A 25724-nucleotide genomic window follows, 5' to 3' on the forward strand; every position below is an offset into this window, starting at 1 on the left:
CGGCAGGGTCGCACGGGCGGCATCGTTGGCGACCTGCTGGATCACATGCGCACGCCAGAAATAGCCGCCATAGCTGACGATCCCGGTCAACATGGTCAGGAACGGGGGCAGCACCATCGCGAATTCCAGCAACGCCGTGCCCTTGGTGTCGCGGAGCAGCGACCGTCGCCATGCCCTTCGGTAGAAAGCAGATACTTTACGCACACAGGTCCTCCCCAAGACTGTGTCATGGTCCTTGCATGGGAAGGAGACAGGGAATCCTAAACGCCCGACCCCGATCGCGTCCGTTGTGGATCGATCACGCGGGCTTGCTTTCCGGCGCGATCCTCCACAAGCAGCGCGGATCATGCGTCGCGGTCATCGTCCTTCAGTCGCCCCATCCAGTCGCCCCCGTTTCTGGGGGCGTCACGCCGTTTCGGCGGCGCTTGCCAATCCGGAGCGAACTGTGCGCCGGGTGTGGGGCACGCGCGAGGCGCTGGCCTCGTTCGGGACCTTTCCATCGGACCTGCCGGTAACCTTTGCCGAAGTGGCGGACCTCGGCCGGCTGGTGCCGGCCGACGCGCCCCACCAGGGCGTGGTGATCGAGGTGGAGTCGCTGGAGGACATCTGGCTGGGCGACCTGCTGGATCGTGGGGCGAATGATCGTCGTCCGCTGCTGGTGCTGGATCAGGTGACGGACCCGCACAATGTCGGCGCGGTGCTGCGTTCGGCAGCGGCGTTCGACGCGCTGGGGATCGTCACGCAGGACCGGCACGCGCCGCCCGAATCGGGTGCGCTAGCCCGCGCCGCCTCGGGTGCGCTCGAACTCGTGCCCTGGACCCGCGTCGTCAACCTGGCCCGCGCCCTCGACGAAATCGGCGAGGCGGGTTTCTGGCGCATCGGCCTGACCGGCGCGGCCAACCAGACGCTGGACCAGGCGATCGGCACCGCCCGCGTCGCCCTGGTGCTGGGTGCCGAGGGCGAAGGCATGCGCCAGAATACGGAGGCGCATTGCGACGAACTGGCGAAGCTGCCGATCAGCCCCAAGGTCGAAAGCCTCAACATCTCCAACGCCGCCGCCATCGCCCTCTACGCGGTGGCGACACGCGGCTGACGTTCGGGAGAGACCGGGCGCCGGGTCAGTCCTCCGCCGCGATGCGGATGCGCAGGCCGTCCAGGGCGGCGTCGAACGTCACTTGGCACGACAGGCGCGAGGTTTCGTCGCGGTCGTCGGAAATGGCGAGCAGGTCGTCCTCGTCCTCGCTCATCGCCGGCAGCTTGCCGACAAAGGCCGGGTCGATATGGACGTGGCAGGTCGCGCAGGAGCAGCAGCCGCCGCACAGGGCCAGCAGTTCGTCGATGCCCGCGTCGCGCACGACCTCCATCACCGACAGGCCGGCTTCGCCCTCGATCTCGCGCTCCTCGCCTTGGCGGGTGACGACGATAAGCTTGGGCATTGCAAGGACCTTTCCTAAATTCAGAAGCGGGCGCCGTATGTCGCGGCTGGCAGCCCAACGCAATCGGGAGGACGGATGGGGCTCACGGCTGAACAGCTGAAACACAGTCTGGATGCATTGGCGGCGATCGAGCCCGCCTTTGCGCGCGGGCTGGAGCGGCATGGCTATCCCGAACCGCGCATCCGCCCGCGCGGGCATGAGACATTGCTGCGGACCATCATCGGCCAGCAGGTCAGCGTATCCGCCGCATCCGCCATCTGGAACCGGATGGAGGCAGCGGTCGGCCCCGGCCTGGATCCGGTGGTGCTGGCCGCCGCGCCCGACGTCCTGCTACGCGAAGCCGGCCTGTCGCGGCAGAAGATCTCTTACGTGAAGAGCCTGGCCGAACTGGTGGCGAGCGACGCGCTGGACCTCCACGCCTTGCCGGAGGACGATGAGCAGGCGGTGGCCGAACTGGTCAGGATCAAGGGCGTCGGCCGCTGGTCGGCGGAAATCTACCTGCTGTTCGCGGAAGGGCGCGGCGACATGTGGCCGGCCGGCGATCTGGCAGTGCAGGAGGAGGTGGGGCAGTTGCTCGGCCATGATGCGCGCCCGTCCGAAAAGCAGGTGCGCGACCTGGCCGAGGCGTGGCGTCCGCATCGGGGCGCGGCGGCGATCTTTGCCTGGCATCATTATGGCCGACGCATCGCCGCCGGCCGCGCCGACAAGCTGCCGGTCTAGCCGCGCCGGTCCAGGATTGCGGTCGCCAACGCATGGTCGCTGGGCTTGTCCACATCGATGCCCGCCTCCGCAAAGGGCAGCGCCACCGGCACGGCATGGAAGCCGAGCCGGCGCGCGGCACGGCGCATCGCCCCCCGCAGCGTGATGGTGCGGGTGAGCGCGCGAATCGCCAGCCAGGCACCGAAATGCCACACCAGCTTGATCGCTTTCTTGCGGTCCTGTTCCACCCCGCTCCACGCCTTGAGCGCGATGGCGGCGCGGTCGGTGCGCAGCGCGAACAGGTTGGCGCCGGTCCACCTGCCGTCCGAAAAGGACAGCCAGGTGCGGCGATTGTCGGGGTAGGCGGCGAGCAGCACCGCGCTGTTGACCATGCCTACCGCCACATCGCCCGCGCCCGCCCCAGCGTACCCATCGGCGCCCGCGATGAAATGTTCCACCATCTCCACGGTGAGCAGCGGATGATCGGCGGTCGTGGCCAGCACCGGCCAGGGCGCCGCCTGCGTCCCGGCTACCGCCGCGATGCTGCTGGCGATGCCCCGTGTCGAACATGCGGTGGCCACGCGCGGGTTGGCGCCGAGCCAGGCGCAATCGCCGACCAGCAACTGCTCGGGCTGTTGCGCGAGGATCAGCACCCGCGCCACAGAGGGGGACGCCAGCAGGGTGCGCGCCACGCGGGCCAGCATCGCCTCCCCTGCGATCGGCACAAGCGCCTTCCACTCCTGCCCGAAGGCGGCGGCGAGCGGATCGGTGCCGGGCCGCTGCCCCGCCAGCAATATGGCCGTCCAGTCCCGGCTCATGCCCGCGCGGGGCCCCATGCGCGCATGAAGATATCCACCGCCTCCGCTACCTCCGCATCAGGATCGGCGGCCTCGACCATTCTCGGCCGCCACAAACGATCAAGATAGCAGCCCGACTGGCACAAGGCGAAGAACTGGCGCGCGGCCAGGTGCGAATCGCCCTGCCGCAGGCGTCCCGCCGCCATCTCCTCCTCCAGGTAGCGGGCCAGGCGCGCCCGCGAACGATCGGGCCCACGGGCGGCGAACGTCTCGCCCAGCGCCGGAAACCGTTCCACCTCCGCCACGATCAGGCGGTGCAACGCCATCGAATCGCGCGACAGGATCTTGCGCAACACCACCCGCCCGAACCGGGTCAGCGCCGCCGCCGTGCCCCCCTCCGGGATCAGCGCCTCGTCCAGCGCCTGTTGAAAGGCCGCAATCTTGCTGTCCAGAACGGCGGCGAACAGGTCTTCCTTGGACGGGAAATAGGTCCACAACGTCGTCTTGGACCCGCCCAGCTCGGCCGCGATGGTCGACATGGAGGTGTTGGCGAAGCCCCGCTCGGTAAAGGACCGTTCCGCCACTTCCAGGATCGCACGGCGGCGGTCCGCCTTGCGCGCGGCGCGGCGGTCAATGGCGTCGATCACATCCACAAGCAATACTATACTGTACGGTTCGATATTGACAAGGTGAAAGCCAGCGCGCATCTGTGTTCGCGTACGCAACGGTACAGGCTTTTCGCACAACATGTTCTCTCGCTCGGCTCGCCTTCTGGTGATCGGTGCAGTGCTGCCGCTGGCGGCCTGCGCGCCGAATCTCGGCGACACACCGCAGCCACGTTCCGCCGCCAGCCTTGCCGCCACGCGCAGCCTGCCGAACGAGGCGGGCGCGTGGCCGGGCGACGGCTGGTGGCAGCGTTATGGCGATCCGCAACTCAGCCAACTGATCGAGGAAGGCCTCGCCGGCGCGCCGGACCTGTCCGCCGCCGCCGCGCGGCTGGCCCGGGCGGAAGGCGTGGTGCGCAGTGCCGGCGGGCGGCTCGGCCCCAGCCTGGTTGCGGAGGGCAGCGCCGGCAAGGTCAAGCAGAGCTACAATAACGGCTTCCCCCGCGAATTCCTGCCGCAGGGGTGGAGGGACACCGGCACGCTCAACGTGCAGGGCGGGTTCGATCTTGACCTGTGGGGCCGCAATCGCGCCAGCCTGCGCGCCGCCGTGGCGGACCGCGACGCCGCCCGGATCGAGGCGCAGCAGGCGCGTATCACTCTCGCCGCGTCCATCGCCGAGGCGTATGCCGAACTGGCGCGGCTTTACAGCACCCGCGACGTGACCGAGGAAGCGGTGCGGATCCAGGGCGACACCGCCGAACTGGTGGCGCAGCGGGTGCGCAACGGGCTCGACACCGAAGGGCAGCGTCGCCAGGCGCAGAGCCAGGTGCCCGCCGCCCGCGCCGACCTTGGCGCGGTGGACGAACAGATCACCACCACCCGCAATCGCATCGCCGCGCTGATCGGCGCCGGTCCCGATCGCGGGCTCGCCATCGCCCGGCCGCTTCTGTCCGCGCTGGCCCCCGCCGCCCTGCCGGCCTCCGCCGGGATCGACCTGGTCGCGCGCCGGCCCGACATCGCCGCCGCCCGCGCCCGGGTGGAGGCGGCCGGCGAACGGATCAAGGTCGCCCATGCGGCTTTCTATCCCGACATCAGCCTGCAGGGGCTGGTCGGCTTCCAGGCGCTCGGCTTCGGCAATGTGCTAAAGCAGGGCTCGCTCTACGGCAATGTCGGCCCGGCCATCTCGCTGCCGATCTTCGACCAGGGGCAGCGTTCGGGCGACTACCGCGTCGCGCGCGCCGATTATGATGCGGCGGTGGCCGATTATGACGGCACGCTGATCCAGGCCCTGCGCGAGGTTGCCGACGCGGTCGCCAGCCGCAACGCGCTGGGCCAGCAGTTGAGCGATGCGCGCGCCTCGCTGGCCGACAGCCGCCAAGCCTATGAAATCGCACGGCTGCGCTACAAAGCGGGATTGTCCACCTTTCTCGACGTGCTGTCGGCGGAGCAGAGCGTGATCGCCGCCCGCCGGCGCGAATCAGATCTTTCCGCGCGCGCCTTCACGCTGGACGTGACACTGGTGCGTGCGCTTGGCGGCGGGTTCGTCGCATGACCCTTCAGGAGCGACCCATGGCGGACCAGCCGGACTTGCGGACCGAGGCAGACGAATTGGCGGGGACGGCGACGACCGACACGCCTGCCGCCCGCCCCACTTTGGCCGCGCGCCGCCGCCGCTGGCTGACCATCCTGGTGGTGGTGGTGGTGGCGATCGGCCTGCTGGCCACCCTCTACCATTTCCTGATCGGCGCACGGCATGTGTCCACCGACAATGCCTATGTCGGCGCGGACACGGCGCAGGTCACCCCGCTCGTCGCGGGCGCGGTGCAGAGCGTGCGCGTGTCCAACACGCAGACCGTGCGCAAGGGCGACATCCTGGTCACGATCGACCCGGCCGATGCGCGGATCGCGCTCGACCGCGCGCAGGCCGATTATCTCCAGGCGGAGCGCCAGTTCCGCAACGCCAGCTCGACCGGTGGGGCGTTGCAGGCGGAGGTGACGGCGCGTCAGACCGACATCGCCCGCGCACGCGCCGAGGCGGAGGCCACGCAGGCCCGCTTCGACAAGGCGCGCGTGGACCTTCAGCGTCGTCAGTCGCTCGCCCGCTCGGGCGCGGTATCGGGCGACGAGCTGACGTCGGCGCGCACGGCCTTCTCCGATGCGCAGGCGCAGCTGGCGGTCGCCCGCGCGGCCATCGCGCAGGCCGAAGCCAATCGCAGCGCCGCCCGCGAAAATTACAACGCCAACCAGGAACTGGTGCGCGGCTCGCTTTCCGCCAATCCGGAAGTGGCGGCGGCCCGCGCCCGGCTTGAGGCGGCACGGCTCGATGTCCAGCGCACCGTGATCCGGGCGCCGTTCGACGGCGTCGTCGCCCAGCGCAACGTGCAGGTCGGCCAGCGCGTAGCACCCGGCACCGCCGTCATGACGGTCGTCCCGATCGACCGCATGTATGTCGATGCGAACTACAAGGAAGGCCAGCTGCGCCGCGTCAGCATCGGCCAGAAGGCCCGGCTGGTGTCCGACCTGTATGGCGGCGATGTGGTCTATCACGGCACGGTGAGCGGGCTTTCGGGCGGCACCGGCTCGGCCTTCGCACTCATTCCGGCCCAGAATGCCACCGGCAACTGGATCAAGGTGGTGCAGCGCGTGCCCGTCCGCATCCTGCTCGATCCGGCGGAGCTGCGCGCGCACCCCTTGCGCGTCGGTCTGTCGATGGAAGCCACGATTGACCTAGACGATTGATCCGATGGCAGAGGATCAGCCCAAGGCCCTGACCGGCACCAGCATGTGGCTGGCCGGCGTCGTGCTGGCGCTCAGCAACTTCATGGTGGTGCTCGATACGTCGATCGCCAACGTATCGGTGCCGCACATCGCCGGCAGCCTCGCCATCTCGCCCGAACAGGGCACGTGGGTGGTGACCAGTTATTCGGTGGCGGAGGCGATCTGCGTGCCGCTGACCGGCTGGCTGGCGCTGCGCTTCGGCGCGGTGCGGGTGTTCGTGGCGTCCATGATCGGCTTCGCCCTGTTCTCGATCCTGTGCGGCCTGTCGCCCAACCTCGGCATCCTGGTCGCGGCCCGGATCGGCCAGGGCATTTGCGGCGGTCCGCTGATCCCGCTGACGCAGACCCTGCTGGTCCGCATCTTTCCGCCGGACAAGCGCGGCACCGCCATGGGGATGTGGGCGATGACGACCGTCGTCGCGCCGGTTGCCGGCCCCGTTCTGGGCGGCACGATCAGCGACAATTGGTCGTGGCACTGGATTTTCTTCATCAACATCCCGGTCGCCATCGCCTGCCTGGCCGGCGTGTGGGTGTTCCTGCGCCACATCCATACGCCCACCGAGAAGCAGCCGGTCGACGTGGTCGGCCTGGTCCTGCTGGTGGTATGGGTCGGCGCGCTCCAGATCATGCTGGACACCGGTCGCGATGCCGACTGGTTCGGATCGGCCGCGATCGTCGCGGAGGCTGTGATCGCCGCGATCGGCTTCGTCGCCTTCGTGATCTGGGAACTGACCGATGCCCATCCGATCGTGGACGTGCGCGTGTTCCGGCATCGCGGCTTCAGCGCGGCGGTGGTGGCGCTGGCGGTCTGCTATGGCACCTTCTTCTCCAGCGTGGTGGTGACGCCGCAATGGTTGCAGGGGTTCATGGGCTATACCGCGCAATGGGCGGGCTATGTGCTGGCGTGGCAGGGCGCGTTCGCGGTGGTGATGTCGCCCATCGTCGGCAAGCTGACGGGCAAGTTCGATCCCCGCCTGCTGGTCAGCGGGGGCATGATCTGGCTCGCCTTCGCCCTGTTCCAGCGGACCAACTGGACCGCCGAGGCCGATTACTGGACCCTGGCCATCCCGCACATGCTGAACGGCCTGGGCCTGCCATTCTTCTTCGTGCCGATCACCATCCTGTCCCTGTCCGCCGTGCTGCCCAAGGAAACCGCGTCGGCCGCCGGTCTGTCCAGCTTCGTGCGCACGCTGGCCGGCGCGGTGGGCACCTCGATCGCCACCACCATGTGGGCCGATCAGGAGCAGGCGAGCCGTGCCAACCTGAGCGGGCTGATCCACACCACCTCCACCGCCGCCAACAACCTGGCGATGCAGGGAATGGGCGCGGATCAGCAGCGCGGCTTGCTGGAACGGTTGGTGGAGGAGCAAGCGGTGGTGATCGCCACCACCCACCTGTTCGAGGTGGGCACGGTGTTGCTGCTCTTCGCCGCCGCGATCGTGTGGCTGGTGCCGAAACCGCGCAAGGCGGTCGATACCTCGGCTGCCCACTGATCGCCCGAAAAGGGCCGCATTGCACGGGCATCGACGCACCCCATATTGGCAGGCGCGCGGATCGCGCCGGTGGGTAAAGGAACAGTGTGTGAGCGGAATGACGGTCAAGCCCAGTTTCTGGCGGCGGGAACATTATCTCGACCGGATGAACCTGAAGCAGCTGGTGGTCGCTTATTTCCAGTATCCGGCGGTGATCGCCTACCTGCTGCTCGCCGCTCTCTCGACGGCTGTGTGGTTCGCATTCCCGGCTGGCGCATTGGCGACGATCGCCTCGGTCGGGGTGGCGATCGTCCTGTATCCGTTGGTCTGGTATGCGCTGCATCGCTGGGTGCTGCACAGCCAGTGGATGTACAAGATGCCCCTGCTCGCCGCCACCTGGAAGCGGATCCACTACGACCATCATCAGGACCCCAACCGGCTGGAGATCCTGTTCGGCGCGCTCCACACGACGGTGCCGACCATCGCGCTGGCGACCGCGCCGATCGGCTATCTGTTCGGCGGCGTCGGCGGTGCGGCTTCGGGCTTCGCGGCGGGGCTGCTGATGACCTGCTTCTACGAATTCTGCCATTGCATCCAGCATCTGGCCTACACGCCCAGGCATCCTTTGCTGGTGAAGATGAAGCAACGGCACATGGCGCATCACTTTCATGACGAAACCGGCAATTTCGGCATCACCAACTTCTTCTGGGATCGCCTGTTCGGCACCAGCTACGAAAAGGTGAGCCAGCGCAAGAAGAGCGCGACCGTGTTCAACCTGGGCTACACGCCGGAAGTGGCGGAACGGTATCCCTGGGTGTCCAAGCTGTCCGGCGGCGTCGCCACGGGCCATCCCTCCAGCCGTATTCGCCAGAAGTAAGCGACCGGCGGCGGATCCGGCACCAGATCGGGGGGTCGCGAGGGATCGCGGCCCCTTTTTCTTGCCTTTACCTGCCGCCCCGCCTCACGCAGAGGCGCTCCTTCAGAGCGGAGGGATATATGAGCGGCGTTGTTATTCGGGCGGTTACGACCAAGGCGGACCGCAAGGCGTTCGTGGACCTGCCCTTCCGCCTCTACCGCAACGATCCCGCCTGGGTCCCGCCGCTCAGGGACGAGGCCTATGGCCTGATCACGCCGGGCAAGAACCCCTTCTTCGAACATGCGATCGCGCAACTGTTCTTGGCCGAGCGCGGCGGCACGGTGGTCGGCCGCATCTCCGCCTCGATCGACCGGCTGTGGACGGCCATGCCGGCGAACAAGGGCGGCGGCGAGGATAGCGGCAATTGGGGCTATCTCGACGCCGAGGACAAGGGCATCGCCGACCAGCTGATCGCCGCGGCCGAAGGCTGGCTGCGCGAACAGGGCGTGCGCCGCGCGCTGGGTCCCGTTTCCATGTCGATCTGGGAGGAGCCGGGCCTGCTCATCAGGGGGCACGACCATGCGCCCACGGTGATGATGGGCCATGACGATCCGCGCTACGAAGCATGGGTGGAAAGCTGGGGCTATGCCAAGGCCAAGGACCTGCATACCTGGGACCTGGACATCACCAAGCCGTTCCCACCCTTGATCGAGCGGATCGTGCAATCGGGCCAGAAGAACCCGCGCATCCGCATCCGCGAGGTCAACAAGAAGCATTTCGATGCGGAGGCCGCGATTATCCTCGGCATCCTCAACGATGCGTGGAGCGATAATTGGGGGTTCGTGCCGTTCACGGAAAGCGAGATCGACTTTGCCGGCAAGAAGATGAAGCCGATCGTGTTCAACGACCTGATCCGCATCGCTGAATATGACGGCGAGCCGGTGGCGTTCATGATGACGCTGCCCAACCTCAACGAATTGCAGATGGACCTGAACGGCAACCTGTTCCCGTTCAACTTCATCAAGCTGCTGTGGCGGTTGAATGGCGGGTTCAGCGGCCGACCGACGGTGAACACGATGCGCGTGCCGCTGATGGGCGTGGTCAAGCGGCTCCAGGCCAGCCGCCTCGCCAGCCAGCTCGCCTTCATGATGATCGAATATATCCGCACCGCGTCGGTTGCCCATTATGGCTCGACCCGCAGCGAGATCGGCTGGATCCTGGAGGACAATCAGGGGATGAATTCGATCGCGGAGACGATCAACAGCCGGATCAACAAGACCTACCGCATCTACCAGAAGGCGATCTGATCGGAGCGGCCGGCCGTGGTCCGCGCTCCGGCACCCGCCTGCGCCGGTTCAGGACGGCTGCGGCTTGCCCCCGCGTCCCGGCCGGCGCAGCTGGCGGGGCGTCAGCCAGTGCGGGCGTTCGCGCAGTTTTACCACCTGCTCTACCGGCCCGCCATGGGCGAGCAGCAGACGCGACAGTTCGTCCGCCGGCACCGCCTTGCCGAACAGGTGCCCCTGGCCGAGCTGGCACCCCAGCGTCATCAGCTGCTGGCGTTGGGTTTCCGTCTCCACGCCCTCCGCCACCACATCGATGGCGAGCTTTTCCGACATGCGCATCAGCCCGTTGATCACGGCCGCGCCGCCCTGCGCCTGTGCGCTCGCCAGGTGATCCACGAACGACTTGTCGATCTTCAGCACGTCGACGGGTGTGGAAAGGAGATGGGTGAGCGACGCATAGCCGGTGCCGAAATCATCCAGCGCCAGCTTCACGCCCAGCGCCCGCAATGCGTCCAACTGGTCCTGCAACCCGCGATCGCGCCGGCCCAGATAGACGGTTTCGGTGATTTCCAGCGTCAGGAAGGCGAGCGGCACGTCATGCCCGGCGAAGATTGCGGCAACCTCCTCCACCAGCCTGCCGTGCGCAAAGTCGGCGGTGGTGAGATTGACCGCGACCGGCCGCACGGGAATGTCGGCCGCGCGCCACGCCTGCAGGTCGGCCGCCACCCGCCGCAGCATGTAGCCGGTCGTCTCCACCGCGTTGCGGGCATCGTCGAAGCCTTCGTGGAAATTGCCGGCGGACAATAGGCATCCGTCGCGGTCGCGGATGCGGACCAGCGCCTCCGCGCGTTCGATCGCGCCCGTGTCGAGGCGAAAGATCGGCTGGTAATGCGCCTCCAGCCGCCCGTCGGCCAGAGCGGCGCGGAGCGCGGCCACCGCCTGCCGGCGCTGATTCATCCGCAACCGCAGCTCGGGCGCATACACCACCACCCGGCCGCCGCCGCCATCCTTGCCATGATACAGCGCCAGGTCGGCATCCTGCCGCAGGATGCGGCCATCCTCGTCGGCGGTGCGGCGCAACGCCATGCCGACGGTGACGCTTGGCAGGATCGTCTGCCCGTCAATGTCCGCCGGCTGTTGCAGGCGGGCCAGCAGATCGCGGGCGAGCCCGTCCGCCTCCCCCTCCGGCACCAGCACCGCCAGTTCGTCGCCGCCGATGCGGAAAGCGCGTTTTTCCCCGACCAGAGCGGCGAGGCGCTGCGAAATCTGACGGATCAGGCTGTCGCCGGTATGATGGCCGAACGTGTCGTTGACGATCTTGAGGTCGTCGATGTCGATCAGCAGCAGCGCCGCGCCGGTGATCGCGGCCGGATCGACGAACGCCGCCTCGAACGCGGCGCGGTTGGACAGGCCGGTCAGGGGATCGCGAAACAGCAGCCGCTGGTTGAGCCGCAGCCGCGCATCCCGCTCGAAGGCAATGGTGCAGAGCTTGAGGCAATTGTCCACGATCTCGCACTCGAACGCGGTCGGCCCGCGCGCCTCGTGGAAATAAAAGGCGAAAGTAGCGATGGCGTTGCCGGACGATCCGATCACCGGGCTCGACCAGCAGCCGTTCAGCCCTTCCGCCAGTGCGGCATCCTTGTAGCCGGTCCAAAGCGGGCTGGTCGCGATGTCCTCGACCGACACCTGCTGCCGGCGATAGGCCGCGGTTCCGCACGACCCCACCGCAGGGCCGATCCGCACGCCATCGATCGCGTCGCAGAATGCGGCGGACAGGCTGGGTGCGGCGATGGTGTTCAGCACGCCATGATCGTCGACGCCAAGGATGGAGCAGATCACGCCCGGCAGGATCGCCTCGATCTCGCGGCAGAGGCGATCGGCCGTGTCCCGCAGCTCCGCGCCACGGGCGATCATCTCCAGGATAACGTTTTGAAGATATACCAGCATCTGTCCGGATCACGCCTTGCCGCAACCGTCTCCATCCGCGCTGCCGCCCGCAATATCAATCCATCTCCTGAACGGACACGATTTCGTGATCTACACGTCCAGCTTTACCCAGGTCGGCGCATGATCGCTGGCCTTCTCCCGCCCGCGATAGGTTTTGTCGACATTGGCGTCGCGCAGGCGGTCGGCGGCGGCGGGGCTGAGCAGCAGATGGTCGATGCGAAACCCGGCGTCCCGCGGCCAGGCATTCATGGTGTAATCCCAAAAGGTATAGACCGGTCCGGTCGGATGGATCGCGCGGATCGCGTCGGTCCAGCCGGCATGCAGCAGGCGGGCAAAGCAGGCGCGGCTTTCCGGCTGGGTCAGCGCGTCCCCGGCCATGCGCTTGGCCGAAAAGACATCGTCGGTGCCGTCGGTCGGAATGACGTTCCAGTCGCCCGCCAGCACCACCGGCGCCTCCGTCAGGAACAGGGTGCGGGCATGGTCCAGCAGCGCCTCGAACCAGGCGATCTTGTAGTCGAACTTGGGGCCCGGCACCGGATTGCCGTTGGGCAGGTACAGGCCGCCCACGATCACGCCGCCGACCGCCGCCTCGATATAGCGGCTGTGCGCCGGATCGGGATCGTCCGGCAGGCCCTTGCGGGTGAGGTGCAGGTCGTCGCTGCGGCTGAGGATGGCGACGCCATTCCAGCTCTTCTGCCCATGCCACACCGCATTGTAGCCGAGCGCCGCGATCTCCGCCTCCGGGAAGCGTTCGTCCGGCGCCTTCAGCTCCTGCAGGCAGACCACGTCCGGTTGCGTTTCATCCAGCCATTCGAGCAGGCGCGGCAGGCGCGCGCCGATGCCGTTCACATTGTAGGTGGCGATCTTCATGGCGCCGGCTTAGCCGAGGCGGATCAGATGGAGAAGCTGGTCCCGCAGCCGCAGCCCGACGCGGCGTTGGGATTGGTCACGCGAAAGGCCGCGCCGCCGAGATTCTCGACATAATCCACCGCACTGCCGCGGACGAGGTCGAGGCTGACCGGATCGACCACCAGCGACACGCCGTCGCGCACGGCAACGACGTCGTCCGCTTCCACCGCGTCGGCCAGGCCGAACTTGTACTGGAAGCCCGCGCATCCGCCGCCGTCGACCGCCAGCCGCAGGATCGGCGGCTTGCCCTGGCGCTGGGCAATGGCCGCCACGCGCGCGGCGGCGGGGCTGGTAAGGTCGATCACGGAGTCGCTCATGCGCGCAAGATAGGAAGGAAGCGGCGGCGCGGCAACGCGTCAGCCGATCCGCGCATCAGTCCGGATCGTTGTTGGCGTCCTCGGGCCCGCCGAGCGCCACCTTGGTCCGCGCCTGCATCGCCGTGACATAGTCCGCCGACTGCAGGAACGGCACGGGATTGACGGCATAGCCGTCGATCCGCACCTCGTAATGAAGATGGCTGCCGGTGGAGCGGCCGGTGGAGCCCATCATCGCGATCATCTGGCCGCGCTTCACCCGGTCGCCGGCATGGACCAGCGCGCGTGACAGGTGACCAAAGCGCGTCTGCAAACCCTTGCCATGGTTGATCTCGACCAGGTTGCCGTAGCCGCCCGACCATTCCGAGCGCGAGACGATGCCGTCAGCGGTCGCATAGACCGGCGTGCCGATCGGCGCGGCCAGGTCGATGCCGGCATGCATCGCGGCGCTGCCCCGGAACGGGTCTGACCGGACGCCGTAGCCCGACGTATAGGTCGCCTCCGCCACCGGCTTGGCCGAGGGGACCGACATCACGCCTTGCGACGAAATGCTGTCCAGCTTCTTCCACGACGTGAACAGGGAGTGGAACGGCGTCTCGCTGCTTGCTTCCACCACCGGGCCGCCGACCGCCTCGATCCGGTCGCCGCGCTGGGGAGCGGCAAGGCTACCGGCATGCGCCGACACCAGAGGCAGGCTGACCGAGACGATGAACAGCGCAACATTGCGGGCAGCAGTCAGAACAGACATCGTCTCTCCGGCGTTGTGTCGGCATCGGAGCCCCCGCTCCAACCCTGTCGAAATACTGGTCGCCTTGGAGAATGCCCCTCCCGCGACGACAGGAACCCTGTTGGCCGCTAAGCGTTGTGAGGCGCAACCGGATTGTAAAAATCCATCGTCAGACCGGCAGCGGCGCGCGCCGAGTCGTTGAACGGCGGTTTCAGCGTCCCCCGAAAATGCTCGGCCACCAAACGCTGCCAGACTGCATCCGGCGATTCGCTGCTTGCGGCACATGCATGATGGAACCAGCGGACACCGGCGGCGACGTGCCGTATTTCGTCCGTCCCAATTCGGGCGAGGATGCGGGCCGAGGGGACGTCGCCCGCGCCCTGGAACCGCGCGATCGTCTGCGGCGTCACGTCCAGGCCGCGTGCCTCCAGCACCATCGGCACCACCGCCAGCCGCGCCAGCGGGTCGCGGGCGGTGGCCTCCGCCGCTTCCCACAGGCCGTCATGCGCCGGCAGGTCGCCATAGAAGCTGCCCAGGGTGCGCAGCCTGCGGGCGAGCAGCGCGAAGTGCATCGCCTCCTCGGCACCGACCTTCAGCCAGTCATCGGAAAAGGCGCGCGGGAAATGCCCGGCAAAGCGGCCGACCAGATCGAAGGCCAGGTCGATCGCCACGAACTCGATATGGGCGAGCGCGTGGAGCAAGGCGATGCGGTTGGCGTCCGATCCGCCCTTGCCGCGCCGGGTCATGCGGTTGGGCGGCAGCAGTTCGGGCCGGTCGGGCCGCGCCGGCCGATCGGGCATGGCTGTGTCGAAATCCCAGGCAAGCCGGCCCAGCCGCCAGTCGCGCGCTACCGCCCGCGCGACCCGGACCTTGGCCATCGGGTCGGCGGTCTCCAGCACCTTCCGGCATGCGGCGGAGAGGGTCAGGATGCCACGGGCTCCGTCAGCGCGCGGGCCGCGGCCAAGACCGCCGCCGCATGGCCCGGCACCGACACCTTGCGCCACGCCTGGGCGATGCGCCCCTCGCTGTCGATCAGAAAGGTCGCGCGTTCGATGCCCATATATTTGCGGCCATACATGCTCTTTTCGATCCAGGTACCGAACGCGTCGCAGACGCTGCCGTCGGCATCGGTCGCCAGCGGCACGGTCAGCTGGTGCTTGGCGGTGAACTTGGCATGATCCTTGGGGCTGTTCTTGGACAGGCCGAGCACGGCAACGCCCGCCGCCTCGAATGCGGGCGCCAGTTCGGAAAAGTCCCTGGCCTCCACCGTGCAGCCGGACGTGTCGTCCTTGGGGTAGAAATACAGCACCAGCGGCCGGCCGGACGCGGGCCCGAATGCGGACAAGGCCCGCATGCTGTCGTCGCCCATCTGCACCTGCACGTCGGGCGCAAGATCGCCTTCCTTCACCATCATCGTCTCCAAGCTGATGCGGCGGCGCTTAGCCCAAGCCGGCGACCCGGCGCCACTCCGACACGATCAGCGAACGCGCGGCCTGGTAGCGGGCGAGAAGGTCCGCCCATCCGTCCGTACCGCACAGTTCGGCGAGCAAGGACTGCGACGCGACAGGCGGCTCGGCCGAATCGGGTGCAACCAGCCGCAGCGCGATCAGCATGGCGGTGAGCAGGTCCACCGCCGCGCCGAAGCCGGGGCGCACCAGGCCCGCCTGCTCCAACGCGGTGGCGGCATGGTCGAGCCGTGGGTCCAGGCCGACCGTGTGGGCCAGTTGCAGCAGGTGGATGGCGAACTCCGCATCCACCAGCCCGCCTTCGATCAGCTTGACGTCGAGCGGCCCGGCCGGCGGCTTGTGAAGCGCGACCTCGCCCCGCATCTTGACCGCGTCCGCCACCAGCACGGTGTGATCGCGCGGCCGGGCGAGCACGTCGTCGATCACCGCCTGAACCGCCCCGCGTGCCACGGGCGAGCCGAAGATCGGCCGGGCGCGGGCAAGCGCCATATGCTCCCACGTCCATGCGCTTTCCGCCTGGTAGCGCGCGAAACTGTCGACCGAAACGGCCAGCAGCCCCTGCCCGCCCGATGGCCGCAGCCGCGTGTCCACGGGGTAAAGCGGCCCGGACGCCGTCTGCACCGATAAGGCCGCCGTCACCCGCTGGCCGAGGCGGTTGAAATAGGTGGTCGCGCCGAGCGGCCTCGCCCCATCCGACTCGGCCAGGAAGTCGCCGGTGAACAGATAGACCAGGTCGAGATCGGAGGCGTGGGTCAGCACCCCGCCCCCCATCCGCCCCAAAGCCAGGATCACCAGCTCGCCACCGGGAACCCGGCCGTGCGCGGCCGCGAACTCCGCGATGGCGGCCCCGGCCATCACCTCGACCGCTGCCTGCGCCACCCGGCCATAGCCCGCGCCCACCGCCAGCGGCGCGGCGGAGCCGGTGACCAGTTGCACGCCTAGCTGGAACCGGCGTTCGCTGACGCGGGCGCGCACCCGGTCCAGCAGCGCCTGATAATCGTCCCCCTGCTCGCCCGCCGCGAATGCGTGGCATAGCGCCTCGACCGATGGTGCGGGGTCCAGCGCGCTGGCGTCGATCAACCCGTCGAGCAGCATTGCGCGACGCGACAATTCACCCGCCAGCGCCGGAGCATGGCTGAGGATGGCGGCGAGCTGGTCGAGCAAACCGGGCCGCGCCTCCAGCAGGCGGAACAGGTTCACGGCGCTGGGCAGGCGTTCCACCAGATCGTCGAACCGGGCCAGCGCTGCGTCCGGCGCGGGGGCGACGGCCAGCGCGCGCAGCAAGGCCGGCAGCACCGCCTCCAATGCGGTGCGCGCCGCCTCACTGCGGGTGGTGCGCACCCGCCCCTCGCGCCAGGCGGCGATCCGTGCCCGCGCGCGCGCTGGTTCGGCAAAGCCCGCGAACAGGTCCTCTCCCACCTGTCCGGACGGGGCCGGATCGGGATCGAGGCTGTCGTAGAGGGCGCCGACATGTTCCACCACCGGCGCGATCGCCGCGATCAGCGCGTCGCCGTCGGCATAGCCTGCCAGCCGGGCGGCGGCATCCCGCGCGGCGGGCTCCACCGGCAGGCGATGGGTCTGCTGATCGCCGACCATCTGCAACCGATGCTCGATCGTGCGAAGGAAGCGATAGGCGTTGCCCAGCCGCTCCGCTTCGTCGGGCGGGATCAGCCCCGCCGCCGCCAGCGCCTGCAACGCATCCAAAGTGGCCGGTGCGCGCAGCGCGGGCATGCGGCCGCCATGGATCAGCTGGTGGATCTGGGCAAAGAATTCGATCTCGCGAATACCGCCCCGACCGCGCTTGACGTCGAAACCGGGCCCAGGCCTCTGCCCCTGTGTGTGATGGCTGCGGATCCGGCGCGACAGGCCGCGTATCTCCGCGATGGTGCCGTAATCCAGCGCGCGCCGCCACACGAACGGACGGATATGGTCCAGGAACTGGCGGCCGAGCGGCAGGTCGCCGGCCGCCGCGCGCGCCCGGATAAAGGCGGCCCGCTCCCATGGCAGGGCGCTCGATTCATAATGCTGGATCGCCGCGTCGATCGGCACGGCGAGCGGCGTCGCCTCGGATGCGGGACGCAGGCGCAGGTCGACGCGCAGGACATAGCCGTCGGCGGTTGGCTCCTGCAGCAGCGCCACCACCCGGCGGGCGATGCGGACGGCGGCCTCCACCGGCTCCTCGCGCGCGCGGTGCGGCAAGGTGGCGGGATCGAACAGCAGGATCGGATCGATATCGGACGAATAATTCAGCTCATGGCTGCCCTGCTTGCCGAGTGCCAGCGCGACCATGCCGCGCGGCGGCTCGTCCGGCATCCGTTCCAGCATCGCCGCCCGAATCGCGCGATCGAGCGCGTGGTCGGCAAAGTCGCTGAGCGCGCGCGTCGCCGCCTCGAACGGCAACCCGCCGAGATCCGCCAGCGCGATGGCGAGCGCCACGCTCTGCCGCTCCCGGCGCAGCGCCGCCATGAAGTCCGGGTTGGCAGGGTCCGCGGGCGGAAGCGCCGCCAGCGTGGCGGCCAACCCCCGTGCGTGCAGCGCCTCAACCACCTCCGGTCGCTTGCGCATCAGCCCGCGCAGGAACGGCGATTCCGCGTCGGCCAGTGCGATCGCGCGGTGCAGGTCGATCATCGCATCCTCATTCCCGCAAGATCATCCAGGTTATTGACAGATCCCCCGGCGATTTCCTGCAACCCCAGCGGCCATTCGGCGTTTCGAGCGCATGGAGTCGGTGCATCAATCGCAGTGCCTGCCGTGGCAGGACGAAAAGCGGGAGGCCCAGTTGGTCTACTCGCCCGCGCCGTACGAAGGCGTGCAGCGCGCGCTGCTGGGCAGTTTCGGCTCCACCCCCGCCATGCCCACGGAGTTGACGCGGCTGCTCGACCGCCTGCGCTGACGGATAGGATTCAGCCGTAATGGCTTCGGGCAAGGCCGCCATGCGCCCTGCCCTACGTGGCGCTGGTGCGATTGCGAACACCCGCCGCACGACGCACCAGCCACCGATCAACGCCCGCGGCTGAGTTCGTCCACTTCGCCCATGATGCTGTTGAGGGGGCTTTCGCTGACCGGATCGTCATCGCGGCGCGACGGCAGCTTGCCGGTGTTCATCAACTGCTCCAGCGCGACGCGGCCACGCGCCACGCGGCTCTTAATCGTGCCCACCGCACAACCGCAAATGTCCGCCGCTTCCTCGTAAGCGAAGCCGCCCGCGCCGACCAGGATCAGCGCCTCGCGCTGCGGCTGGGGCAGGTGCATCAGCGCGCGCTGGAGATCGCCGAGGTCGACATGCCGTTCCTGGCTGGCCGGGGCGGCCAGGATCTTGCTGGCGGTGATGTCGTCCCATTCCCCTTTGAAGCGCGCGCGGCGCATCTGGCTGAGGAACAGGTTGCGCAGGATGATAAAGGTCCAGGCACGCATGTTGGTGCCGGCCTGGAAACGCTTGCGCGCGGCCCACGCCTTCAGCAGCGTTTCCTGCACCAGATCGTCGGCCAGGTCGCGATTGCCCGAAAGCGAACGCCCAAAGGCGCGCAGATGCGGGATGACGCGCGCAAGCTCTTCCCGGAACGCCTCGTCCGTCAGCGGAACATGCTCTTCCGCGGGGACATCATTATCCGCTTCCTGTGTCACATCACTCATCGCGGATATCATTCTCCGTGGGCGGCGTGCCGCCTTTGGCCCGCACGTCGAAATGGGCGCTTGCTGCCCAAACTACAACCAGCATTGGATTAATTAGCGCCAGATGAACAGGATGACGGCAAACAGGATTACCACCAACGCAAGGCTGATCGGCAGCACATAGCGCGTGACATGGGTGGAAGACCCGGCCCGTGCCTCGGTTCGGGAAAGTTGGGGTTCATCGTCCGCCATTGGCCTGCCCACATCGTTGCAGGCAGCCAACGGTTGCCGCCCGCGCGGGTTCCACGCGGGCGGCGGGTATGAGGTTCAGGCGGGAACGGTGGCCGCGTCGAAGAACAGGGCCTGGCTGATCGCCGCCTTCACCGTGGACCGCTGGAATGGCTTGGTAATCAGGAAGGTCGGTTCCGGCCGTTCGCCGGTCAGCAGGCGCTCGGGGAAGGCGGTGATGAAGATCACCGGCACGCTGAACTCGGCCAGGATGTCCTTGACCGCGTCGATGCCGGAGCTGTCGTCCGCCAGCTGGATGTCGGCCAGCACCAGGCCCGGGCGCTGCGCCAGCGCCTGCGCCACCGCCTCGTCGCGGGTCACCGCCACGCCGGTGACGTTGTGGCCCAGGTCGCGGACGATGGTTTCCAGGTCCATCGCGATGATCGGCTCATCCTCGATGATCAGCACGTCGGCGCGCGTCTGTCGCTCGATCTCGGCAATCGCCTCCTGCACCAGCGACTCCACCTCGCTCGTGCCCAGCTCCATCAGGTAGCCGGTGTCGTCGGTGGTGAAGCCCTCCAGCTGAGTCAGCAACAGCGCCTGGCGCGAGCGCGGGGTGATCTGCGCCAGCCGGGCGTCCGCCACGTTGGTCTCGCCGCCCAGCTCCACGTCGCGGTCCCCGTCGTCGCTGTTGGCCGACGACCAGATGCCCTGAAAGGTGCGATACAGGCCCAGCCGCACGTCCACGTCGCGCGGGAAATCCTCGGGCGCCGCGACGATTGCCTCCAGCGTCGCGCGGACATAGGCATCGCCATGCTGCTGGGTTCCGGTGAGCGCGCGGGCGTAGCGCCGCAGAAAGGGAAGATGCGGTGCGAGATCCTGACCGAGCGACATGTTCGTGGGTAGCTCCTGAATGAGAGACGCATTCTGATGGCATTGCGACAACCTGTCCAACCCGCGATCGCCAAACGTCACAGGCGGGGCCATCATGTTTCTTTGCCCGGAGGCGGAACAATCGACGCCCGTTTTGGTTTCATCGTCGGCGCGAACGTCCCCAAAAGGGTGTGCCGCGCCGCATCCGCGTTCTGACCACGACCATGGTGCGACATTGAAGATGATCATTTGCGGGGGGCGACGGGTTGACGTCGGATAAGGAAAGCAAGACGCTTGGGCGTGATCGAACCAAGGCCGGGACGAGCAAGCGAGGCGCGCGCGGCAACGATCCGCATGTGTCCGATGCCCTGCGTAGCGCCTATCAGGAAGCTGTAAGCGAGAATGTTCCCCAGGAATTCCTGGACCTGCTTGGCAAGCTCGCCTGACGGCGAGCGACCGGCATGACCGACAGCCCCTGGACGCCAGCGCGACTGGCCCGACTGGTTCCGGACCGACTTTCGACCGGCACGAAGATGCTCCTGATCCTGACGGTGGCGTTGCTGCCGCTCGGGCTGATCGCGTTCTTCGCCTCCGTCCAGTCCGCCCGATCCAAGCAGATGCAGCGTGAGACCGACGCCCGCGTCATCGCGACGGCGGAGGCGCGGCAGGTGGACATCCTGCTGCTGCGCGGCGCAACCCTGGTCCGCAACGGGCTGACCGCGCGCATCCCCGATGGCAGGCGCTGTTCCGCGCTGGCCGATCGCGCCCAATCCATGTTGCACGGTGGCATGCAGGTCGCGCTGATCGGCCCGGACGGCCGCTTGCTGTGCAACACGCCCGGCTTCGACGTCGCGGACGAGCCCGCTCCGGCGCAGGATGCAGGGCTGGAACTGCGCACGCGAGACAATCCGCATGGGCTGCGCTTCGCCGTGCCCGGCGTTGATGGTACCTATGGCGTGGCCGAACTGCCGCTTGATCTGTTGCAGCGGGTCTTGGCAATCGGTGGCACCCGGCCGGGGATCCAGGTCGGCAGCGGAGAAGCGGCGTTGACCATCACCGAGGCGCCGCGCCCCGGTCTGTTCGACCGCCATGTCACGGTCGACGTGCCCGTCGCCGGCGGGCAGACGCAGCTGATGCTGGAGCTGGTCGCCAACCCCGTCAGCGCGACCGAGATCCTGCTGGTGCTGCTGCCCCTGCTGATGTGGGCCGCGGCCGCGGCGAGCGCGTGGGTGGTGGTGGACCAACTGCTGCTCCGCCCGCTGGCGCGGTTGCAGGGCGCCGTCGCTGCCTGGGGCGGCGCGCATGAGGCATTGGTCCTGCCCCGCATCTCCACCCCGTCCGAGGAGATCAGGGCACTGGGCGAGTCGTTCCGCGAAACCACGGCGCAACTGGTGCAGCGGGAAGAGGCGCTGGAACAGGGACTGAGCCATCAGGTGCGCCTGACTCGCGAAGTGCACCATCGGGTGAAGAACAACCTCCAGGTGGTCGCCAGCCTGATCAACCTGCATTCGCGCGGCACCCAGGGCGACGTGGCGGGCGCCTACGCTTCCATCCAGCGGCGGGTGGACGCACTCGCGGTGGTTCACCGCAACCATTATGCCGAGCTGGAGGAAAATCGCGGTGTCGCGCTCCGCTCGATCATCGCGGAACTGGCGGCGAATCTGCGTGGCGGGGCCGATCCGGCGGCTGCGCACCTCACCATCACACTCGACATGGTCCCGGCTTTCGTCAGCCAGGACGTGGCGGTGCCCGTGGCCTTTCTGGTGACGGAGATCGTGGAGCTGATCATGGCATGCGATCCCCGTGGGCACGTCGCCGTGATCCTGGTCGGCGGCCCCACCCCCGACCGGGCGTTGCTGTCGGTCGAGGCACGGGGACTGACCGGGGATGCGTGCAGCACGTACCGCCACCGCGAACGGTTCGAGCGGATCGTGACCGGCCTGGCGCGCCAGTTGCGCACGTCGCTGGAATTCGATGCCGAACGGGGCCGCTACAGCATCACGATCGGCATCGTGCCGGACCTGCGCCGCGAAGACGAAGGCCCGCGGCAAATAATTTAACGGGTTGGCGGAACCGACCGCAACACAGCCCGTTATGCCATTCGGATAGCGACCTTTTGCCCCCCCGCTCTCGCTGTCCGAACACGAATGGGCCCAGACGCGTCAATCCTCCCCCCCCGGTGGCGCTCTGGGCCCTAGTCGTATCTGGGGCAGATCGCTTCACTTGCGGAACCATTCCGACCATGCGGGATTGAGCCTGCGATGTCGGCGCTGAAGCGTCGATATGGAACGGGAGCATTCACATGGTTCGCAAGGTCTTGAACGTCACGCTGATCGCCGGCACGCTGATGCTGGCCGCGTGCAACACCGTCGCGGGCGCCGGCAAGGACGTCTCGTCGGCCGGTGACGCAGTCAGCAACACGGCTGAAAAGTCGAAGTAATACCCACTTCGATCGACGTGGAAGCGGGCGCCCTCCTCAACGGAGCGGCGCCCGTTTTCGTTTGCGTGCCGGATTGGCGCGGTAAAGGGGGAGCGGGCTGCCGTTTGCACTGTGGCTGATGGCGATTTCGCTGGTGACGAGCCTGATCCTCACGGCTCCGTGTTTTGCTGTCACCACCATGCCGCCCACCCGCTGGCTTTCGCCCTGCGCGTCAAACCCCGGCGTGCTTCCGCAAAGGCGTGAGCCCAAGCGACAGGGGAGCGCCGCTCCACCTCCTGAGCTCCCGCATGTGCGGACGCGCTGTCGGCCTGTTCGGTTGGTGGCAGGCAAATTCGCACGCTGCTGGCCGGTGGGCGACGTGCGTCAGCCCTGCGGGATGATTGCCTGGGCAGGATCGCCGATCTTGGCGCGGCGGCGTTCGGTGAACCAGATGCCGATCAGCGCAAATTCGTAGAGGATGACCAGCGGCACCGCCATCAGCAGCATGGAGCCGACGTCCGGCGGGCTCAGCACCGCCGCGATGCCGGTATTCACCACGATGGCATAGCGGCGGAACGAGACCAGCTGCGGGCGCGTCACGATGCCGGCGCGCTCCATCAGCATCAGCAGCACCGGCAGCAGGAACGCCGCGCCGAAGCCGAACAGGAACTGCATCACGAAGCTGAGATAGCTGCCGATCGCGGGCAGAGCTTCCTGGTTGAGACCGCCGAGGTCGCCGGAAAAGCTGAGCAGATAATGCAGCGCCAGCGGGATGGCGACGAAATAGGCCAGGCTGGCGCCCATCAGAAAAAGGATCGGCGTGGCGAGCAGGAACGGCAGCAAAGCGCGCTTTTCCTTGCGGTACAGGCCCGGCGCCACGAACTGCCACAATTGGTTGGCGATCACCGGGAAGGAGATCATCAGCCCGGCGAAGAACGCGACCTTCAGCTCGACAAAGAAGGCCTCGAAGATTTCCGTGTAGATGATCCGCCCCTGCCCCGCGACCTTCAGCGGGTGGACCAGGAAGGCCAGGATATCGCGCGAGAAATACAGGCAGACTAGGAACGCGGCGAACAAGGCCGCGAACGACCAGATCAGCCGCCTGCGCAGCTCGGCCAGATGTTCCAGCAACGGCGCACGGCTGTCGTCGAGTTCGTCCGGTTCTTCGGTCATGCGTGCGACTTCTCGGCAGGCGGCGGATCGAGCGGCAGTTCGCGACCGGCCTCCCCGTCCGGCGTGCCGGGCTGCGGCAAGGTGGCAAGCTCCACCGGTGCGGGCGGGACCGATGCGGCGTCGGCCGATGCGGAATGCGCCGCAATTGCCGGATCGGCAACGGCGTGGCCGGGAACCGCGCCCCGCGGCTCCATTCCGGCCACCGGTGCCGGCAAAGGCGTCATCACCGGCTCCACGGGATGTTCGATGGCGTCGTGCAGCGGATGTTCGCGCATGATCCGCTCATTCTCTTCCCGCCACTTCTTCTCCATTTCCTCAAGCTCGGACTGGCGGATCATCTCGTCCACGCCCGAGCGGAAGTGACGCGCCATGCCGCGCGCCTTGCCCATCCAATGGCCGGCAAAGCGCATCGCCTTGGGCAGGTCCTTGGACGGGATCACGGCCACCGCGACGGCGGCGATGACCAGCAATTCGGTGGGCGCGACGTCGAACATCGTATGGGTCAGGCGGCCGGACGATCATCCTTGGCGGGTTGCAGGTCGCGATCCGGATTGGGGTCCAGCGACGCCTGGTTCTGCAGCCGGGTGGTGCGCGCGGTGGAAGAGGCTTCCTCCTCTTCAGACATGCCCTTCTTGAAGTTCTTCACGCCCTTGGCGACGTCGCCCATCATGGCCGAGAAACGTCCGCCGCCGAGCAGCAGCACCGCCACGACGGCGAGGATCAGGATATGCGGCAGCGACAGGCCCATGGTCGGTCTCCGGAAAGAGGATGGGGCCTATCTAGGCGTCATCCTCTTTCTTTTCCACCGATAGCTGCTGCTCCATCGCCAGATCGAGCGGGTCGAGCAGCCCCGCGGCACGAAGGTCTTCGATTCCAGGCAGATCGCGACGCGAGCCCAGCCCGAAATGCTCCAGGAACGTGGGCGTCGTGGCATAGGTGAGCGGGCGTCCCGGCACCTCGCGCCGGCCGGCCGGCCTGATCCACCCCGCCTCGATCAGCGCGTCCAGCGTGCCCTTGCTGATCTGCACGCCGCGAATCGCCTCGATCTCCGCGCGGCTGACCGGCTCATGGTAGGCGATGATCGCCAGCGTCTCGGTGCCCGCCCGGCTGAGCTTGCGCGGCTCCTCCCGCGTGCGGCGGATGATGTGGGCAAGGTCGGGCGCGGTCTGCAACAGCCAGCGCCCGCCCCGCTCCACCAGTTCGATCCCGCGCCCGCGATAGAAAGCCTGCAACTCCGCCAGCAGGGCGCGGGTGGTGGCGATGCCGGTGGCGGCGGTCAGATCGGCCGGGGTCAGGGAGGTTTCGGACGCGAACAGGGCCGCCTCCAGCGCGCGCAGTTCGTCCCGCATCGGTATCATGCGGCGCGCACCATCAGCGGCGCGAAAGCGTCCTCCTGCGTCAGCTGGAGCCGGCCCTGGCGCGCGAGTTCCAGCGCGGCGACGAAGCTGGAGGCGATGGCGGAGCGGTGATGGTCGGGCTCCAGCCCGCGCGGCAGAAAGCTTTCCAGGCTGGACCAGTGCAGATGCTGGCCGATCATGCGCGACAGAAGCGCGATCGCCTCCTCCAGCGTCATCACCTTGCGCCGCGAGACGATGTGGACCGGCGGCACCGCGCGCGCCTTGACCCCGCCATAGCCCGCGATCACGTCGTAGAGGGTCGCTTCCCAGCGCGGCTTGCGCACCACCCGCAAGCCTTCGGGGGCGCCGCGGCGGAACACGTCGCGCCCGATCCGGTCGCGCGCCATCAGCCGCGCCCCTGCCTCCCGCATCGCATCCAGCCGTTGCAGGCGGAGTTGCAGGCGGAGCGCCAGTTCCTCCGGGCTCGGCTCCACCTCCGGATCGCGCGGCAGCAGCAGGCCGGATTTGAGGTAGGCCAGCCACGCCGCCATCACCAGATAGTCCGCCGCGAGTTCCAGCTTCAGCGCACGCGCCTGATTGATGAAGCCGAGATATTGTTCGACCAAAGCCAGGATCGATATCTGCTTGAGATTGACCTTCTGCGTGCGCGCAAGCGTGAGCAGCAGATCGAGCGGCCCTTCCCATCCGTCGATCGCGATCGTCAGCGCCTCCGGCTCGCGCGGCCGGGGATCGAACTCGTCCTCCATCGCGCGGACCCTAGCCCGGCGAACCGC

The 25724-nt window shown here is 67.9% G+C and carries 30 protein-coding genes; 11 read left to right on the plus strand and 19 right to left on the minus strand.

Translation table 11 applies throughout. From position 1 onward, the window contains the following. Nucleotides 1-204: TadE family protein (locus Q0D93_RS12355; RefSeq protein WP_294394804.1), on the minus strand; the 204-nt coding region annotated here is incomplete at its 3' end. Between the two features lie 142 nt (nt 205-346). Here Q0D93_RS12355 and rlmB point away from each other — a divergent pair. After that, nucleotides 347-1093 carry a 23S rRNA (guanosine(2251)-2'-O)-methyltransferase RlmB gene (rlmB, locus tag Q0D93_RS12360; protein ID WP_294394806.1) on the plus strand — a complete coding sequence of 249 codons (747 nt, stop codon included), beginning with the start codon at nt 347-349 and terminating at the stop codon, nt 1091-1093. A 25-nt stretch (nt 1094-1118) separates the two neighbouring features. Here rlmB and Q0D93_RS12365 read toward each other — a convergent pair whose 3' ends face one another. Continuing rightward, nucleotides 1119-1436 (minus strand): 2Fe-2S iron-sulfur cluster-binding protein, encoded by a 318-nt coding sequence (locus tag Q0D93_RS12365; RefSeq protein WP_294394810.1) that lies wholly within the window; start codon nt 1434-1436, stop codon nt 1119-1121. A 75-nt stretch (nt 1437-1511) separates the two neighbouring features. On the opposite strand from Q0D93_RS12365, the gene Q0D93_RS12370 reads away from it, so the two are divergent. After that, entirely contained in the window at nt 1512-2156 is a 645-nt protein-coding gene (locus Q0D93_RS12370; RefSeq protein ID WP_294394813.1) for a DNA-3-methyladenine glycosylase 2 family protein, read from the plus strand. On the opposite strand, the gene Q0D93_RS12375 is transcribed toward Q0D93_RS12370, so the two are convergent. Beyond that, nucleotides 2153-2953 carry an NTP transferase domain-containing protein gene (locus tag Q0D93_RS12375; RefSeq protein ID WP_294394815.1) on the minus strand — a complete coding sequence of 267 codons (801 nt, stop codon included), beginning with the start codon at nt 2951-2953 and terminating at the stop codon, nt 2153-2155. The two genes, Q0D93_RS12370 and Q0D93_RS12375, sit on opposite strands and share 4 nt — an antisense overlap. Beyond that, nucleotides 2950-3579, minus strand: coding sequence for a TetR/AcrR family transcriptional regulator (locus Q0D93_RS12380; RefSeq protein WP_294394821.1), 630 nt, complete (start codon nt 3577-3579; stop codon nt 2950-2952). The genes Q0D93_RS12375 and Q0D93_RS12380 overlap by 4 nt, the downstream gene beginning before the upstream one ends. 127 nt (nt 3580-3706) lie before the next feature. Between Q0D93_RS12380 and Q0D93_RS12385 the strand changes: the two genes are divergently transcribed. The 5 genes from Q0D93_RS12385 (at nt 3707) to Q0D93_RS12405 (ending at nt 9949) form a co-directional block, all read left to right on the plus strand. Then, a complete protein-coding gene (locus tag Q0D93_RS12385; protein WP_294394822.1) occupies nt 3707-5089 on the plus strand; it encodes an efflux transporter outer membrane subunit in 1383 nt (460 codons plus the stop codon). A 17-nt stretch (nt 5090-5106) separates the two neighbouring features. After that, the gene (locus tag Q0D93_RS12390; RefSeq protein WP_294394827.1) at nt 5107-6276 is read left to right on the plus strand and encodes an HlyD family efflux transporter periplasmic adaptor subunit; all 1170 of its coding nucleotides are present in this window, start codon (nt 5107-5109) and stop codon (nt 6274-6276) included. 4 nt (nt 6277-6280) lie between these two features. Beyond that, the gene (locus tag Q0D93_RS12395) at nt 6281-7807 is read left to right on the plus strand and encodes a DHA2 family efflux MFS transporter permease subunit (protein WP_294394830.1); all 1527 of its coding nucleotides are present in this window, start codon (nt 6281-6283) and stop codon (nt 7805-7807) included. 97 nt (nt 7808-7904) lie between these two features. Next, entirely contained in the window at nt 7905-8663 is a 759-nt protein-coding gene (locus tag Q0D93_RS12400; protein WP_294394934.1) for a sterol desaturase family protein, read from the plus strand. A 119-nt stretch (nt 8664-8782) separates the two neighbouring features. Beyond that, nucleotides 8783-9949, plus strand: a complete 1167-nt coding sequence (locus Q0D93_RS12405) for an N-acetyltransferase (RefSeq protein ID WP_294394833.1) — start codon at nt 8783-8785, stop codon at nt 9947-9949. Between the two features lie 48 nt (nt 9950-9997). Here Q0D93_RS12405 and Q0D93_RS12410 read toward each other — a convergent pair whose 3' ends face one another. The 7 genes from Q0D93_RS12410 to Q0D93_RS12440 all read right to left on the minus strand — a co-directional run bounded on the left by Q0D93_RS12410 (nt 9998) and on the right by Q0D93_RS12440 (nt 17916). Continuing rightward, nucleotides 9998-11872 (minus strand): EAL domain-containing protein, encoded by a 1875-nt coding sequence (locus Q0D93_RS12410; protein ID WP_294394835.1) that lies wholly within the window; start codon nt 11870-11872, stop codon nt 9998-10000. Nucleotides 11873-11962: 90 nt separating this feature from the next. Continuing rightward, nucleotides 11963-12742, minus strand: coding sequence for an exodeoxyribonuclease III (locus Q0D93_RS12415; RefSeq protein ID WP_294394838.1), 780 nt, complete (start codon nt 12740-12742; stop codon nt 11963-11965). Between the two features lie 23 nt (nt 12743-12765). After that, nucleotides 12766-13098, minus strand: coding sequence for an iron-sulfur cluster insertion protein ErpA (gene erpA / locus Q0D93_RS12420; RefSeq protein WP_294394841.1), 333 nt, complete (start codon nt 13096-13098; stop codon nt 12766-12768). A gap of 55 nt (nt 13099-13153) precedes the next feature. After that, nucleotides 13154-13843, minus strand: a complete 690-nt coding sequence (locus Q0D93_RS12425; protein ID WP_294394844.1) for a M23 family metallopeptidase — start codon at nt 13841-13843, stop codon at nt 13154-13156. Nucleotides 13844-13950: 107 nt separating this feature from the next. Beyond that, nucleotides 13951-14700 carry a ferritin-like domain-containing protein gene (locus Q0D93_RS12430; protein WP_294394846.1) on the minus strand — a complete coding sequence of 250 codons (750 nt, stop codon included), beginning with the start codon at nt 14698-14700 and terminating at the stop codon, nt 13951-13953. A 44-nt stretch (nt 14701-14744) separates the two neighbouring features. After that, a complete protein-coding gene (locus Q0D93_RS12435) occupies nt 14745-15233 on the minus strand; it encodes a peroxiredoxin (protein ID WP_294394937.1) in 489 nt (162 codons plus the stop codon). A 28-nt stretch (nt 15234-15261) separates the two neighbouring features. Further along, entirely contained in the window at nt 15262-17916 is a 2655-nt protein-coding gene (locus tag Q0D93_RS12440; protein ID WP_294394849.1) for a bifunctional [glutamine synthetase] adenylyltransferase/[glutamine synthetase]-adenylyl-L-tyrosine phosphorylase, read from the minus strand. Nucleotides 17917-18016: 100 nt separating this feature from the next. Here Q0D93_RS12440 and Q0D93_RS12445 point away from each other — a divergent pair, with 100 nt between their 5' ends. Continuing rightward, nucleotides 18017-18181, plus strand: coding sequence for a hypothetical protein (locus Q0D93_RS12445; RefSeq protein WP_294394852.1), 165 nt, complete (start codon nt 18017-18019; stop codon nt 18179-18181). Between the two features lie 107 nt (nt 18182-18288). On the opposite strand, the gene Q0D93_RS12450 is transcribed toward Q0D93_RS12445, so the two are convergent. The 3 genes from Q0D93_RS12450 to Q0D93_RS12460 form a co-directional block, all read right to left on the minus strand. Further along, nucleotides 18289-18921, minus strand: a complete 633-nt coding sequence (locus Q0D93_RS12450) for a sigma-70 family RNA polymerase sigma factor (RefSeq protein ID WP_294394854.1) — start codon at nt 18919-18921, stop codon at nt 18289-18291. Between the two features lie 93 nt (nt 18922-19014). Then, complete coding sequence (locus Q0D93_RS12455; RefSeq protein ID WP_294394857.1) at nt 19015-19152, minus strand: hypothetical protein; 138 nt, start codon at nt 19150-19152, stop codon at nt 19015-19017. Nucleotides 19153-19227: 75 nt separating this feature from the next. Then, a complete protein-coding gene (locus Q0D93_RS12460) occupies nt 19228-20022 on the minus strand; it encodes a response regulator (RefSeq protein WP_294394860.1) in 795 nt (264 codons plus the stop codon). A 335-nt stretch (nt 20023-20357) separates the two neighbouring features. On the opposite strand from Q0D93_RS12460, the gene Q0D93_RS12465 reads away from it, so the two are divergent. The 3 genes from Q0D93_RS12465 to Q0D93_RS12475 all read left to right on the plus strand — a co-directional run bounded on the left by Q0D93_RS12465 (nt 20358) and on the right by Q0D93_RS12475 (nt 22441). Continuing rightward, on the plus strand, nt 20358-20447 hold the full coding sequence (locus tag Q0D93_RS12465; RefSeq protein WP_294394866.1) for a NepR family anti-sigma factor: 90 nt from the start codon (nt 20358-20360) through the stop codon (nt 20445-20447). 15 nt (nt 20448-20462) lie between these two features. After that, complete coding sequence (locus tag Q0D93_RS12470; protein WP_294394869.1) at nt 20463-22061, plus strand: sensor histidine kinase; 1599 nt, start codon at nt 20463-20465, stop codon at nt 22059-22061. Between the two features lie 242 nt (nt 22062-22303). Then, the gene (locus tag Q0D93_RS12475; RefSeq protein ID WP_294394872.1) at nt 22304-22441 is read left to right on the plus strand and encodes an entericidin A/B family lipoprotein; all 138 of its coding nucleotides are present in this window, start codon (nt 22304-22306) and stop codon (nt 22439-22441) included. Nucleotides 22442-22804: 363 nt separating this feature from the next. Here the strand turns inward: Q0D93_RS12475 and tatC are convergent, their stop codons facing one another. From tatC to Q0D93_RS12500, 5 genes are read right to left on the minus strand one after another with little or no spacing between them, the layout of a single operon-like run. Then, the gene (gene tatC / locus Q0D93_RS12480) at nt 22805-23593 is read right to left on the minus strand and encodes a twin-arginine translocase subunit TatC (RefSeq protein ID WP_294394875.1); all 789 of its coding nucleotides are present in this window, start codon (nt 23591-23593) and stop codon (nt 22805-22807) included. Continuing rightward, nucleotides 23590-24087, minus strand: a complete 498-nt coding sequence (locus tag Q0D93_RS12485) for a twin-arginine translocase subunit TatB (RefSeq protein WP_294394876.1) — start codon at nt 24085-24087, stop codon at nt 23590-23592. Before Q0D93_RS12485 ends, tatC begins: the two co-directional genes overlap by 4 nt. Before the next feature lie 8 nt (nt 24088-24095). Then, nucleotides 24096-24341, minus strand: coding sequence for a twin-arginine translocase TatA/TatE family subunit (locus Q0D93_RS12490; protein ID WP_294394879.1), 246 nt, complete (start codon nt 24339-24341; stop codon nt 24096-24098). Between the two features lie 31 nt (nt 24342-24372). Beyond that, nucleotides 24373-24951: an SMC-Scp complex subunit ScpB gene (gene scpB, locus Q0D93_RS12495; RefSeq protein ID WP_294394882.1), complete on the minus strand. Its 579-nt coding sequence runs from the start codon at nt 24949-24951 to the stop codon at nt 24373-24375. After that, nucleotides 24948-25697, minus strand: a complete 750-nt coding sequence (locus Q0D93_RS12500; protein ID WP_294394884.1) for a ScpA family protein — start codon at nt 25695-25697, stop codon at nt 24948-24950. Before Q0D93_RS12500 ends, scpB begins: the two co-directional genes overlap by 4 nt. Nucleotides 25698-25724: the final 27 nt, after the last annotated feature.

Origin of the sequence: uncultured Sphingomonas sp. (genome assembly GCF_934560975.1) — a bacterium.
Taxonomy (GTDB): Bacteria; Pseudomonadota; Alphaproteobacteria; order Sphingomonadales; family Sphingomonadaceae; genus Sphingomonas_I.